Genomic DNA, 14,437 nt, shown 5'->3' with positions numbered 1-14,437 from the left:
TGTTCAGCAATTAGAATTTTAGTGTTAACCCAGCTCCATAATACCAACCATGTTCGGAGTCGGTTCCAGTTTGCCAAGCAGTTTGTTTTAAACCTTTTTCATAACCATAACCGACATCAACAAATGGCATCACCTTTTTATTGATTTCATAACGGGTTTGAAAACCAGCTTGTAAACTTGATAAACCTGTTTTACTTGCATAGCGAGATTCATCTTGCAAAACGACATCTGCTTTTAAATAAGGTTTACCAATTAACTTTTGGGTAAAGAGCAAGTCCCTTTCCGTTTCTAAACTTAACTTCCATAGCTGGTCTTCACCTGCATAAAGATATGCATCGGTTTCAAAAAAGTAAGGCGCCATGCCATGTAAGCCCACTACACCAGCCCAGCGATCTTGCTTTTCATCTTCCCGTTGCAAACGTTCGTAGTTTACACCGGCCTGTACATCCCAATAGTCAGCTACATTTCGACTATAAAGTACTGAACCGCCATAATTGGCATCTTCTGACTCTGCTTTTTCAACGTGGGCTTTAATGAACAATTTATTTTCATCCGTTCCCACCCAAGTTTCTAATTCAGAAGAAAAACTACCTTCTCCTTCTTCATTTTGAGTCCAGCCAGTATCAATTTTTGTTGCTTGATAAACCTGTCCGCCATGTTCACGTAAATGATCATGAGTTAAAGGCTCTTGAGCAAAAGTAAATACTGATATGCTCGAGAAAGCACCGCAATATATCATTTGAGAAAATAACTTAGTGATGCGCATGACTAGCTCCTTTCTCATTTTCAGATTGAACAGATGGTTGAGCTTGAGCAGCTTGTTGCCCATCATTTACTTGAGCAACAATCAACTTATTCATCATTCCCGCACTCATGTGGTAGAGCAAATGGCAATGAATCGCCCATTCTCCTAAGGCATCGGCTGTCAATAACGCAGTAACCGTCTTTCCAGGTGGAACAATAAGGGTATGTTTATTTGGTAAGTTTTCAGCTTGTTGGCCATTTTCTAATTGCATAAACATGCCATGTAAATGCATTGGGTGGGCCATCATGCTGTCATTCACAAACTTCAAGCGGATGCGTTCGCCATACTTAACTTGTAATGGCTCAGCTTCGCTAAATTTTTTGCCATTAATGGTCCAGATATAACGCTCCATGTTGCCACCTAAACGAATAACTAATTCACGTTCTGGTGCACGCGTGTCTGGCTGAGGTGTTAAAGATTGCAAATCACTATATTGCAGTGCTTTCATACCCGCTGGTGTTGAAGCATTTGCCCAGCCATAAACGGATTCATCCTTTTTAGGCTTATTCTCAGATTGCGCAGACATCTCATGATTCATATTCATCATAGCGTGGTCATGCTCGCTAGCTGACATTGCCTGCATATCATGCTTCATTTCAGGCACCGCTGACATGTCATGCTTCATTTGCATCATGGAATGATCATGTTCGCTAGATGACTTATTTTTCATGTCATGATCCATATTCATCATTGTAGAATCATGATTAGTCTGGCTCTCTTCTTTTTTCATTTCAGGCATAGCCGACATGTCGTGTTGCATGTTCATTTGATGGCCAGCATGTTCATCACTTGCCCCATTGCCATGACTCATACCCATATCATCCATGGTTAGCAAAGAACGTGGGCGTGGCTGCGGCATTTGAACTGGCTCTACAGCTTGCGTATTTTCATTGTGCAAGGTCCCAATAGCAAAACCACTGCGGTCAATAGACTCTGCTTCAATCTGATAATTTGATTGCGTAGGTTCTACAATGACATCATAGGTTTCGGCTGTACCAATACGGAACTCGTCAATTGCAACTGGCTTAACAGGCTGCCCGTCTGCACTCACAACAGTCATTTTCAAATTTGGAATTCTGACATCAAAAAATGACATCGCTGATGCATTAATAAATCGTAATCGAACCTTATCACCAGCTTTAAAGTTAGCTGTCCAGTTTTGCTGCGGTGTTTTGCCGTTGACTAAGAAGGTATAGCCCGTCACATCAGACATATCGGTTTTTAACATCCGCATTTGATTCCACATCGAACGATCTTGCCAAGTTGCTTTTAAGCCTTGTGTTTTAACTTGCTTCAAAACATCAGATACAGTTTCACGGCGGTTTTGATAATACTCAGCAGATTTCTTCAAATTCTTCATAATGCTATCACTAGAAGAATTATGAAAATCTGAAAGCATCACCACATAATCACGATCCGTTTTTTCATGTGCAGCTACGGGTATTTTCCCTTTCGGGTAAATCACAAGTGGCCCATATAAACCATCTTGCTCTTGGCCTTTACTATGGGCGTGATACCAATAAGTGCCGTTTTGTTTCACCTTAAAGCGGTAAACAAAATCTCCGTTTGGTGCGATTCCTTTAAAACCATTGAAACCGGGCACACCATCCATTAACCCTGGTAGTAACAACCCATGCCAATGCAAAGACGTATCTTGATTCTTTAATTGGTTATGAACATGAATAACAGCTTCATCTCCTTCTTCAAACTCAAGAATTGGTGCTGTAAATTTTCCATTTACGGTAATTCGTTTGAGCGGCTGACCGGTAACATTGACCTGTTGTTCATTAATATTAAGGTGATATTCCTTAATTGCCGCGAGGGTCCATGGTGAAACCAATAGACCAAATACAGCGACGAGGCTGCTAATTGTTTTATGTGACATTGCTGTAATCCTTTGAACTAAAAAAATAAGTAAGAAAGGATTAAGCTTTTGGAGGACGTAAAATTTCTTGCCAGTATCCGGCTAAATGCTGAGCCTGATAAATACTGCTAAATTGAGACGAGATAGGAATGAATTGCGAGTCAAGATCTGGTACAGCTTGCTGTAATGCCAAATTCATAATTTGACAATGAACTGGATTACAGTCCTGACAGTGCTCACCATGCGAGTGAACAGCCTGTGTCATATTTTGATGACATACAGTCTGATCATCTGTTTGAACATGCATATTCTTATGCGAAGTTTTTTCACTATGACACGGTATCGTATGAAGATCATGCTGCATAGGCGTCTGAGCAACAGACACACCACTCCACCCAATGACCAAAGTCATTAGGAACACAAACCAAGCATACTTGCGTAAGTGGTGTAGAGCCATTGTGGTTTATCGCCTAGAGCCGATGAGTGATCTTAATGCCATTAGCATAACTAAGTTTTAAAAGAGATACAATTTTCTATCTTAACTGCTTATTATAGAGCAATTAAGCAAATGGGGGTCGATGCTGAAGTACTAAATCAATCACCTCTAATGCACCTTCTTGCTCATTACTTACAGTGGTATAGGGCGCCACCGCTTTTAATGCTTCTACTGCATTTTCAACTGCAAACCCATACCCCACAGCTTTAATCATCTGCATATCATTGTTGTTATCACCAATCGCAACCACTTGATTAGGTTCAACCTGCCATTTTTGTAGTAATAACTTCAAACCATGTGCTTTATGCTGGTCGGGAAGAATCAAATCAATAAAATTAAAACCACTTGAAACAGGTACCAAAACTTTATCTGCTACAAAACTTTGCTTCTGAAAATGTTCAAAAATCGCAAAGCTTTCGTTTTCCTGAGCGGTAAAAGTAATTTTGCACACCAAGTCATCTAGTACATAAAAGTCATCTACAACTGTCAGTTTTTCAAAATATCGGGCAACTTTGGCATAGTCTTCTGCGTTCATGCTGCTATGCACATAAGCACTCTGTTTCCCACAGATCACCATGGTTGAGATATATGAAGAGTCAATCGCTTTTAAAATCTCAATATATTGTTGCTGACTTAAATGAGCAAAAGCTATTTCTTGCCCTGCATCTACAACATGTGCGCCATTTTCTGCAATAAAAGCAATCTCATGATTAATTTCTGGAAAATAGGTAACAAGTTTTGCAAGTTGATTACCACTGGCTACCACAAAATGAATATTATTTTGTTTTAGTTGTTCGTATTGTTTTAAAAAACGTGCTTTGTTGTACTGCTTTTTGGAATTAAGAAAAGTCCCATCCATATCTACCGCTAAAATTTTTACTGTCATTAATTATCGAGGTCTCTTACTAAAAACTTATTAAACCAAATTTAGCTTTATTTTTCATGACACTTTTACAGTTTTATACGTATCTATGCACAAAAAGTTTTACACAGAGCTACATCGTTTTTTGCACAGGTTATTTTTTAGCAAAGCTTAATAAAAAACCAGCTAATAAATTATTCAACACGCATAAAAAAAGAACGCCAAAACGTTCTTTTTTCATAGTTTTTGTCTATAGAATAAACGGTTGATCTAATTTTGTTTATTTTACCAACATCTTATCCATACGGTTATCAACACAGTTATCCATACAGTTATAAACAAAGTTATCCACAAGTTTGTTTTAGATTAACTCTATCTTTTTAAGCATCAACACTGCCTACTTTCGCAAGCTCTGCACGCATTTGGTCAATCACAACTTTATAATCGGGTTGACCAAAAATTGCTGAACCCGCAACAAACATATCTGCACCAGCTTCTGCAATTTCACGGATATTTGCAGGGCCAACACCACCATCAACTTCTAAACGAATATCACGACCACTTGCATCAATAATTTTACGAGCTTCACGTAATTTTTCTAAAGTCATTGGAATGAACTTTTGTCCACCAAAACCAGGGTTTACACTCATTAATAAAATTTGGTCAACTTTATCAAGTACATAATCTAGATAATGCAATGGCGTGGCTGGGTTAAAAACTAACCCTGCTTTAGCACCACCAGACTTAATAAGCTGTAATGAACGGTCAATGTGGTGAGATGCTTCTGGGTGGAATGTAATAATATCTGCGCCTGCTTCCAAAAAGTCTCCAATAATACGATCAACTGGAGATACCATTAGATGCACATCAACCGGAGCTGTAATCCCATAGTTTTTTAAAGCCTTACATACACCTGCACCAAAAGTTAAATTTGGAACATAGTGATTATCCATAACGTCAAAATGCACTACATCTGCACCTGCGGCTAACACTTTGTCTACATCTTCGCCTAAACGAGCAAAATCGGCAGATAAAATAGAAGGAGCAATCAAATAAGGCTTGGACATAGGTGGATGACCTGGCTAGAAGTTTAAGGAGAGGCTAAAAATTATAACAAAAAAGAACCTACTTAGCCCGCCCTTCCTTGCTTAAATGACAACATTTCAAACTTGAAACGTAACGTTGCAACAATAGAATGCTAATGGCGAAACGAATTTGTTAAGGTACATTAAACCAATGTGAGGATTGATAATGAAAAGCACAACTCATCTATTAACAAACGATGGAAAACGCATTGCAAAACGTTTAGTTAATCATTGGAAGCACAAATTTGAAGTACAAGAAACTGAACAAGATTTTAAAATCTTAATGCCTACCGCAACAATTACGCTTGCACCAGAAACAGAGCAGTTAAACGTTGCTATTGATAGTCAGCTAGATGACCACAACCACTTAGAAAAAGTGGTGCTTGATCATCTAAACCGTATGGCTCAACAAGAATTTCAAGTTGAATGGCAACACTAAACTAATTAGCCAGATACTTTTTCTAACTGGATTGCATGAAACTGTAAGTGCTCATCCATAAAGGTTTGAATAAAATAATAACCATGGTCATAGCCAGCATGTTGTCTTAAAGTTAAAGGCTGTCCCGCTTTTAAACATGCTTGCTTAAATTTTTCAGGGTGAAGTTGTTCATAAAATTGGTCATCCAATCCCTGATCCACCAAAATTTCGCTAAATATTGCACCATTCTTTGAGACTAAAGCTATAGCATCATGAGCTAACCAGCTATTGCGATCTGCACCTAAATAATGGCTAAACGCTTTGTTTCCCCATGCACACTCTGTTGGTGCACAGATCGGAGCAAAAGCAGATACCGACTTAAATTTCTCAGGATATTTAAAAGCCAAAGTCAATGCGCCGTGGCCACCCATTGAGTGCCCAAAGATACCAACTTGTTGATCGTTTACAGGAAAGCTTTTTAAAATGAGTGGATATAGCTCATCAATTAAATAACTTTCCATTTGATAATGCTCAGACCAAGGTGCTTCTGTGGCATTAATATAAAAGCCTGCGCCTTGACCTATATCCCAATGATCCCCTGCCGCAACCTGTTCTCCACGAGGAGAAGTATCTGGCGTAATCAATATAAGACTAAGTTGTGCTGCCATATGCTGAGCATGGGCTTTAATGGCAAAAGTTTCTTCAGTGCACGTTAAACCCGCTAAGTAAAACAGAGTTGAGCAAGCTTTACCCTCTAAAGCTGCCGGTGGTAAATAAACACCAAACTTAGCAGGCCCTTTTAAATAAGAAGATTCAAATTGATATATGCGCTGCTCACCCTCAAAGCAGCGGTTTTTTTGCAGGAGTTGCATCGTTTTTAGCCTCTGTTTTTGTTTGAGCAATATCTACACTACCCGTATTTTGCTGAGGAAATAGATACTTTTCCAATTGAGGTAGCATAAGTTCCATATTTTTACCGATCATCCACTGAGGTTCCGAAGGTTCAACACCTTGAGCCACTTCCCATTTGGTTACCGTTTGCTTAGCTGTGTTAAACGAATCCTTCATCGACGATTGCTCTCGCATAGCCAAATCAAAGAAAGCTCGACCAAAATAAGTATAATCAGCTTCGTTATTACATCCAAAAGAAGTTTTATCAGCAGCAGATGCGGTAATGATTAAGGTATCAGGAGACTGTAAAGCAGGAATAAAGCTTCCTGAATAACAGGCAGAGATGACAATCACACGCCAGCGAATACCGGATTTATCCAGTGTTTCACGCAACCATTTTGGGTCTACTTGCCCTAAATCTAATGGCGCATTTTCAATTTCGAAGTGATTTTGTTCACCGTGTGAAGTCATATATAAAAATAGTACATCACTATCACGGTTCATTTGCTGGCCCATACGGCGTAGGGCTAATTCGATACTGGTTTTAGAGGCAATCGGAATTTCTGTGCGGGTATCTGGATTATTGACCAGCATCATTGAGCGCCCAATCGTTCCAAAGCGTGTATCAAACTGCTCTTTAATACGGACCACTTCCGATTTAAAAACATCTTGATAACTATCGCCAGCAACTCCTAAAAAGTACCAATGGCTTTTGGCGAGCTCACCATATTGAACTTGCTCTAAAGAATCATTTAAAAGTTTACTTTGCGCATAAAAAGCATCTTCAGCAAACGTTGGAGCCGAATCTTCGACCTTCCAAATGGGTTGATCTTTTACAGAAAGTTGCCACACCACCATCGTTGCAATAGTCGCAACCATAACCAGTGCACGTTCCCACCATGGCCACTTAAGCTCACGTGAGAAAACCCAAATTACGGCTAAACTTTGCCACACGAATAAAGCTACAAATAAACTCGGTAAAATTCCGTTATAAATAGCATCGGGAATAAAGTTGAGATAACCGTTAGACCCCAAATACTGGATTAAACATTGAATTAATAAGATATTTGTATCTAGAACCAGCCAAAGTAAAGCAGGAACTAGCATTAAGCGAGGTTGGTTAGTTCGCTGTGATAAGAAAATACCAACAATTAAGGCAATGAATGGCCAAAGTGCATAACCAATTAAACCTTGTGAATTAAAATCACCGATTTGACCAGCGACAAGCCAGCTATAAAGAGAGTTAGTACACCCCCCTAAAATTCCCCAGACAATAAGCTGAAGAATAGATGGATGCACAATCTGTAAAGAACGTCTCGACCCCAAAAACAGCCACATTCCGGCAATTTGGTTGCTTTTAAAATCATGCCAAAAGTTAATGGAGGGTTTAAGATCAATCATAAAAGGTTTTCAAAAATTTCGTTTTTGACAGGCATCTTAAGTGTATGCCTGCTAAGAATTTTAGCAATCATGCTTTTGAACTATATCACATATATTTGTGCATTATTCAAGCAATAAAACCTAACCTTACATAAGCCTACTGAAAATACGCATCAAAACGACAAGCCTCCCCTTGCCATTGATGAGCTGGCTCTTGATTTGCCAAGAAAATAGCATGGCGTGGCCGCTTAACGACTACACGTTTAGCAACTCTCTGTGCCAAAACTAGCAAATTATCCCCCAAATCCATCTCACCATCTTCGGGTAAAAGAAGATGTAAAAGTTGCATTTGTTTTTTGACTTGAGCTTGTTTTTTAATTGCTTGTTGATTTTGGTCGCGCTGTGGGAACATCGGGTCAAGATAGACTACATCAACCGTTTTTGCTTCTTGATGTAATTGCTGTAAATAGCTCCCAGAGTCAGCAAAGATCAGTTGAATACGATCCATAAATTGACTTAAGAATGGATCACGTTCCGCCTGAGCTTTCGAATCTTCAAGTAAAGTAAATAAAATCGGATGGCGCTCAACGAGCTGGATTTGGGCACCTAGATAAGCCATAAGTAAGCTGTCATGGCCTAAACCCGCTGTAGCATCAACTAGTACCGGCTTTTCACCTAACTGACAAGCACGGGCAATCATTTCCGATTTAAGACTTGCACGTTTTAAACGTGGAATTTCAGCTTTCCAGTCAGGCTGCATTTTCATGCCATTAGCAGATAACCAAAGTCCGTTTTCATCTACACAAAGGGCAATTTCAGGATTGAAGCGTAAAAATCGCGCATTCAGCTTTTCAATTGGCTGTAAATCGACAGTCACACCTCTAGAACAAAGCACAGCTTGGTAGTGCTGTGCTTGTTCTTGAAAATCTTCTTCAAAATATATATGCATGAGTACTGCCTTTATTTTGCTTTACCCTGATCCGCTATCTTTTTCCACGCATCATCACGTAAATAAACTGGCAAAGCATGCTCGGCATCCACCCATTGCTTTTGTGCAGCATAGACACGTGCAATAGAAGCAATATCCTGTGCAGTTGCAGTGATTGTTTGATGCTCTGCATCAACTTGAAGTAGCTTGGCGCCCGAACCAATTAAGCAATGTTTTGCATAAGCAGCTGCTGGCTCATAGCTCATTAATTTTTCTTCATCAATACACTGCATAATTCCTTGTTCATCTAGAACAAAACTTGCAATGTAAACTTCATTCATACGTGCATCGAGCACCGCAGTCACCTGCTCCAAACCTTCAAGTCGGTATGCCGCTTGTGCTAAAGCTTGCAATGTAGAAACGGGAATTACTGGTAAATCTTGTGACCAAGCTAAAGCCTGGGCAACAGCAGCATTAATTCGAACACCACTAAAAGAACCTGGCCCACGGCTAAAGGCAATCGCATCTAAACCAGCAACTTCAAGACCTGTTTGTTGTAGCCCCTGCTCAATCATGGGCAAAATGGTCTGGGTTTGTGCTTTCGCCCGCGTATCGAGTTGAAAAAACAGTTCTTGGGTTTCATCGACTAATGAAATGGAACACTGCTCATTTGCAGTTTCCAACGCCAGCAATTTCATGCACAACCTTAGTATTAAATCAGATTAAAAACGAGGGTTATGATACCCCACTCGGCTCTGATAGGCGAGTTGTTCTATCTCTAAATAAAAATGCCAAGCTTGTGCTTGGCATAGAAAATAACTTATTAAAAGATTTTAAAAGTGAAACTCTTTTAAATCAGCATAGCTCTTAAAGTGTTCAGCATAATGTAATGCGCTCAAACGTATTTTTGCAGCGCCATCTTCATCTAAAGTTTTGACAATTTTGCCTGGTGAACCCATCACCACTGAATTATCTGGAATCACCTTCCCTTCAGGAATTAAAGCATTAGCACCGATAATACAATTTTTACCGATCACAGCCCGATTTAAAATTACGGCGTTCATACCAATCAAACTATTATCACCAATCGTACAACCATGCAACATGACTTTATGTCCGACCGTGACATATTCACCAATGTTTAGCTCAAGTCCAGCATCGGTATGTAAGACAGAATTTTCTTGAATATTAGAAAAATCACCAATCCGAACGACACAGTTATCAGCACGAACTACTGCACCAAACCAAATACTGACCTGACGACCTAATTCCACTTGCCCAATAAGTGTTGCAGTTGGAGCAACCCAACCATCCCATGGCTCATGTAATGCTTTTGGGTGCTGTCCTTGATAGCTATACATCATAATTTATCAATCCTGATCTTTATTTTTTATGAGAAAACTTTGGCATTCCAAAGGTTGGTGAGTTGAGTAAAAATGGCCAATCTTTTTGATAACCCAATCCATATTTAAACAGAGCAACTAACATACGAGCAGTTAACCCCCAGATAATTTCATTATCAATCTGTAAGCTTGGGAAATATAAAGATTGATGAGCATATCGAACTTCATAGGGTGTTGGACGCGTCTCGATCAGTTGCTGTAACGGAACAAAGAAAATTCGATCAATTTCGGTAGGCTGAGGTATTAAAGTCACCTCTGGAGGAATAAGCCCAACGATCGGTTTTACAGACAAACCACTTCTTGCACGCTGCATCGGCAAATCACCTAACAACTGCACATCAAAAGGGTTTAAAGCTGTCTCTTCCTGAGCTTCTCTTAACGCTACAACAATATTACTGGTATCACTAGGGTCACGCTTTCCCCCAGGAAAAGAGACTTCCCCCGCATGGTTGTTCATATGTATTGAACGGCGTGTAAGCAGTACCTTAGGATCATTCTCATTCGTAATGGCAATGAGTACTGCAGCTTGTGCTTCTTGTATGCGGGTGGAAAAGCGCAATCTTTGCTGTAACTTTTGTGTTAGCAAGTGCTCTTCCATACCATTCACCTATTATTCTGTCTCTCTTTGCATCATATCTGAAAATCAAAGTTAGGGAATAGAGTTGATGCGTAAGTCTAAAAATTCAGTTATGCTGAGGCATCTCTATACTCGATGATAATTATGAGTTTCTGTGTAGCGTGTGGGCATAAAACCGAACAAAAAATTCCTTTAGGTGATCATAAAGTACGCCGTGTTTGTACTCATTGTGGAAATATTCACTATGAAAACCCCAAAGTAATCTGCGGTGCCTTAGCGTTATGGGAAGACAAAGTATTACTCTGTCGTCGTGCGATTGAACCTCGTTATGGTTTATGGACTTTGCCTGCTGGCTATATGGAATTGTTCGAAACCATGGAGCAAGGTGCAGCACGCGAAACTCGAGAAGAAGCAGAAGCCGAGATAGAAATAGAACAACTGTATTGTATGTACAATATTCCGCGTATTGGTCAAATTTATGTACTGTTCAAAGCACAGCTGAAAGATGGCATTTTTGGTGCAGGTGAAGAAAGCATCGAGAGTCGCCTGTTTGAAGAACATGAAATTCCATGGGGAGAACTAGCCTTTCCTAGTGTCGAACATACACTAAGACATTATTTTGAAGATCGTAAGAAACAAGTATTCCCAACACATCTTGAAACTTTGGGTACTCGTTTAGACCATACGGGTTAATTAATTAGACAAATAAAAAGACCGCTAATCGGTCTTTTTATTTGTCTCTTATTTTTAAGACTTAGTTTTAATTGCATTACAAGCTGGAATAGACTGATTGGCTAGTTTAATAGACACCGTGCCAGACAAGCGTTGAGCTAAAGCTTTTTCAGCATCTGTTGGTGCTGGGCTAATGTCCTTAATATTATTATAAACAGCTTGATAGAAAGCATAAAGGTTAATCCAACGTGCAGTCTTGTTTTCATAATCACTTAAATTAATACTATTACTGCTGTTTTGACCTGCTAACAAGTTATAGAGGTTAATCTTGGCTCCATTTACCGAAATTGAATCATTTACATTATCATCTGGATTAGTATCCTGTCTCACCACAGAGTTAAGTCCCATCAAAATCCCATTAAGGTTACCTAGCTGAGGATTCGATAAAATCATACGAACAGTAATAGAGCTATCATTATCCGATGACTCTGTTCCACCAGTAGTACCAAGTCGGTATTGTTGCACACCATTACTATCAATTAAGCTGTTGTCTGTTACTGTTGCACATTGACCAGACATATCGGTTGCAGTTGCATTTGGTTTAATATCCGTACGAATATTTCCTTTTTCATCAACGACAATACCTAAATCGATAGGAGCTATCCCAGTAGTATCAAATCGGAATGTCAAAGTCGCATATAATGGGAAGACATAGCGTTGACCAGAACTCACGTTAGCTGCTGTTTTAAAAATTTCTTTTCCAAGATAACTAATCGGGTTGGCTTTAATAATATCAAGTGAACCCTTATAGTTTTCTGTACCTACTGTTTGACGCCATAAACCATAATGCTGAATATTTCCTGTGGTCGAGCGTGTTAGTTGTTTATAGAAACCTTCACTTCCAGCAACAGCATAATCGTTCATAAACTTACCTTGATAGATTTGCAAATCATTATTTGCATTGCTATCAACGCTTAAACGTAAGGGTTGAGTCGATTGAATATCTTTTGAAATTGGGTTAAGCCAACCATTTTGTTGGGGAGCAACAAGCATTTGCATTGGTTTTGCTTTGGTCCACAATAAAACTGGTGGAGCAACACCAGTCACGTTTCCATCCTTATCTTTATATAAAGTAGCATCACCACGCCATTGCAGACCGTAACCCATTGCATAACCTTCACGGTCAGTCAACATGAACATGTTAGCCATCATATGACGTAAATTAGTGGTAGATTTATTAAAGCAATCTGCTAATGCCTGATTACAGCCATAAAAACCCAGCGGTAACGGTGAACTAACAGGATCTACAATACCCGCATAAGTCGCTTCATTTGCTTGAAATAATGCAGCATTTGCTAAGTTTGTGACTTGAACCACGAGTGCATAAGCTTGTGCATCAGACACTTTACTTACATCTAACCAAGGTTTTAGAAGAGTTGCATATTGCCCATTCTTCCATTCTGTTGCAGTTATATCTTGTGTCAAACTAGTCAACAGATTTTTCTTATCTTGAGTAAATTGGGTTGGTTGTAAATCACCTACCACATTATCGCCACGTTCAACACCAATACTTTGGAATAACTTAACTAAAGCCATAGCTACTTTAATAGTTGGATCAGCGTTACTCATTGAAGCAGGAGGCTGACCAGTTAATGCTGTAGCCATATCCAAAACTGTTAAATGTGTTGTTCCGTATTTTCCTAATGTATCAAGTTTTATCGTACCTAACGCAATCTTGTGAGTATTGCTACCTTGTAGATAAAGCGTAATTGTTTCATCTGATTTACTGCCACTGATACTACAAGCACCACCAACAGAGTTACCAACCAATTTAGTAATATAACGCTGATTCGGAGATAAACTACAGTCGAAATTCAAACCTGCTATTGGATAATTTAATTCAAAATTCAGACAGGTTTCATCTGTTGCTTTACAATCCAAATTAGTGGTCGGAATCGTACCACCACCTTGAGTAGGATCTTCATTAATTGTTGAGCCACCACCACCGCAACCATTTAATACAATTGCCAATGTGGATAATGCAAAAGGTAATAAAATTTTTTTACTCATCATCATTCCTACTTATTTTTAACGTAATACCGAAATTTTAATTTGTCCCTGATTAGATAGTTCCTGATCTGGCATATCCACAGCCGACGATAAAGGCGTTAACATAATATAGTGTGTACGTTCTGGCACCTGTAAAACGCCTAAAATCGATGCATGTTGTAAAATCGTCGCAGGATACGACTTACTTTTAAAACCACTAGCACCTTCTATAACACACCCCTTTTCATCCAAGAAAACAGCGAGGGGCCAATAATATACAGGCTTATCATTGGTTGTAGCATAGGAAGCTACTTGTATATTCTTAATAGAAGAATCTACTTTTACGACTTCGTATTCAAATTTTTCTTTAAGAGGTTGTCTCGGCCATAACCCAACTTCTTTATTCTGGCTTAGCTTTTTAATTGATTTGTTATAGCCATTAATAAAACACAAATCATTTTCAAAAGTGCTTGCTAACTCTTTGTGTGAAAGTCTCACATAAGTAGGAGCTAATACCACAGAAGAGACTTGATCTTCTTGAGATCGATGCAATACGTTATCAAGGATAGACTGACCAACACCTTTTTTACGCTCAATAGATTCAGTACGACCTAAACCATCAGGCATAATATAAAAACGTTTTTTCCCTTCTAGATTAAACTCTTGATTCTCTAAATATTCATTATTAACGTACTCCACACCATCAATGGTAGTGTACTTCGCCTCATCGTTTTTTGGTGCTACTGGTGCTGATGAAGTAATGATATCCTTAGACAAGGGTTCAACTGCATTCAGTTCTACTTTTTCTTCAGTCTTTCGTTGGGAAGCAGAATCCTTTATCACTGTTTTTTCTTTAGTAGTCGCTAAACTAGACTTTTGATCAATAATTTTTGATTCTTCTTTGCTTATTTTTGTCTGTTTTGAAACTGTAGATTGTTTCTTTATCGAGACAGTTGGTGCAGTTGGTGCAGTTGGTGCAGTTGGTGCAGTTGGTGCAGTTGGTGCAG

Annotated in this window: 15 protein-coding genes; 2 read left to right on the top strand and 13 right to left on the bottom strand. The window is 39.1% G+C overall.

Going from position 1 to position 14,437, the window contains the following annotated elements:
* Positions 1-10: 10 nt before the first annotated feature.
* The 5 genes from RMA94_RS07695 to rpe all read right to left on the bottom strand — a co-directional run bounded on the left by RMA94_RS07695 (position 11) and on the right by rpe (position 5,094).
* A complete protein-coding gene (locus RMA94_RS07695; protein ID WP_044102877.1) occupies positions 11-766 on the bottom strand; it encodes a copper resistance protein B in 756 nt (251 codons plus the stop codon).
* On the bottom strand, positions 753-2,690 hold the full coding sequence (locus RMA94_RS07690; RefSeq protein ID WP_311082419.1) for a copper resistance system multicopper oxidase: 1,938 nt from the start codon (positions 2,688-2,690) through the stop codon (positions 753-755). The genes RMA94_RS07695 and RMA94_RS07690 overlap by 14 nt, the downstream gene beginning before the upstream one ends.
* A gap of 40 nt (positions 2,691-2,730) precedes the next feature.
* On the bottom strand, positions 2,731-3,126 hold the full coding sequence (locus RMA94_RS07685; protein WP_311082417.1) for a hypothetical protein: 396 nt from the start codon (positions 3,124-3,126) through the stop codon (positions 2,731-2,733).
* 103 nt (positions 3,127-3,229) lie between these two features.
* On the bottom strand, positions 3,230-4,051 hold the full coding sequence (locus RMA94_RS07680; protein ID WP_311082415.1) for a Cof-type HAD-IIB family hydrolase: 822 nt from the start codon (positions 4,049-4,051) through the stop codon (positions 3,230-3,232).
* Positions 4,052-4,407: 356 nt separating this feature from the next.
* Positions 4,408-5,094 (bottom strand): ribulose-phosphate 3-epimerase, encoded by a 687-nt coding sequence (gene rpe / locus RMA94_RS07675; RefSeq protein WP_000043044.1) that lies wholly within the window; start codon positions 5,092-5,094, stop codon positions 4,408-4,410.
* Between the two features lie 184 nt (positions 5,095-5,278).
* On the opposite strand from rpe, the gene RMA94_RS07670 reads away from it, so the two are divergent.
* A complete protein-coding gene (locus tag RMA94_RS07670; RefSeq protein ID WP_000843456.1) occupies positions 5,279-5,551 on the top strand; it encodes a DUF2218 domain-containing protein in 273 nt (90 codons plus the stop codon).
* Between the two features lie 5 nt (positions 5,552-5,556).
* On the opposite strand, the gene fghA is transcribed toward RMA94_RS07670, so the two are convergent.
* From fghA to RMA94_RS07640, 6 genes are all read right to left on the bottom strand, one after another.
* On the bottom strand, positions 5,557-6,402 hold the full coding sequence (gene fghA, locus RMA94_RS07665; protein WP_159141602.1) for an S-formylglutathione hydrolase: 846 nt from the start codon (positions 6,400-6,402) through the stop codon (positions 5,557-5,559).
* On the bottom strand, positions 6,371-7,822 hold the full coding sequence (locus RMA94_RS07660; protein WP_005071224.1) for a C13 family peptidase: 1,452 nt from the start codon (positions 7,820-7,822) through the stop codon (positions 6,371-6,373). The genes fghA and RMA94_RS07660 overlap by 32 nt, the downstream gene beginning before the upstream one ends.
* A 136-nt stretch (positions 7,823-7,958) precedes the next feature.
* A complete protein-coding gene (locus RMA94_RS07655) occupies positions 7,959-8,750 on the bottom strand; it encodes a class I SAM-dependent methyltransferase (RefSeq protein WP_311082413.1) in 792 nt (263 codons plus the stop codon).
* An 11-nt stretch (positions 8,751-8,761) separates the two neighbouring features.
* Complete coding sequence (gene tsaB / locus RMA94_RS07650) at positions 8,762-9,427, bottom strand: tRNA (adenosine(37)-N6)-threonylcarbamoyltransferase complex dimerization subunit type 1 TsaB (protein WP_206243217.1); 666 nt, start codon at positions 9,425-9,427, stop codon at positions 8,762-8,764.
* A 135-nt stretch (positions 9,428-9,562) separates the two neighbouring features.
* Entirely contained in the window at positions 9,563-10,090 is a 528-nt protein-coding gene (locus tag RMA94_RS07645; RefSeq protein ID WP_078210186.1) for a gamma carbonic anhydrase family protein, read from the bottom strand.
* Positions 10,091-10,112: 22 nt separating this feature from the next.
* On the bottom strand, positions 10,113-10,739 hold the full coding sequence (locus tag RMA94_RS07640) for a CoA pyrophosphatase (protein ID WP_014208431.1): 627 nt from the start codon (positions 10,737-10,739) through the stop codon (positions 10,113-10,115).
* A 114-nt stretch (positions 10,740-10,853) separates the two neighbouring features.
* Between RMA94_RS07640 and RMA94_RS07635 the strand changes: the two genes are divergently transcribed.
* Positions 10,854-11,402 (top strand): NUDIX hydrolase, encoded by a 549-nt coding sequence (locus RMA94_RS07635; RefSeq protein WP_002115876.1) that lies wholly within the window; start codon positions 10,854-10,856, stop codon positions 11,400-11,402.
* 54 nt (positions 11,403-11,456) lie between these two features.
* Here RMA94_RS07635 and RMA94_RS07630 read toward each other — a convergent pair whose 3' ends face one another.
* Together RMA94_RS07630 and filE are read right to left on the bottom strand one after the other, a co-directional pair.
* Entirely contained in the window at positions 11,457-13,457 is a 2,001-nt protein-coding gene (locus tag RMA94_RS07630) for a protein FilF (protein WP_204085862.1), read from the bottom strand.
* A gap of 12 nt (positions 13,458-13,469) precedes the next feature.
* On the bottom strand, positions 13,470-14,437 hold a 968-nt coding region (filE, locus tag RMA94_RS07625; RefSeq protein WP_311082410.1), incomplete at its 5' end, for a putative pilus assembly protein FilE.

Origin of the sequence: Acinetobacter sp. V115_6 (assembly GCF_031799025.1) — a bacterium.
Taxonomy (GTDB): Bacteria; Pseudomonadota; Gammaproteobacteria; order Pseudomonadales; family Moraxellaceae; genus Acinetobacter; species Acinetobacter pittii.
Note: the sequence above shows the minus strand (reverse complement) of the source record. Positions and strands in the feature narration are given on the sequence as shown.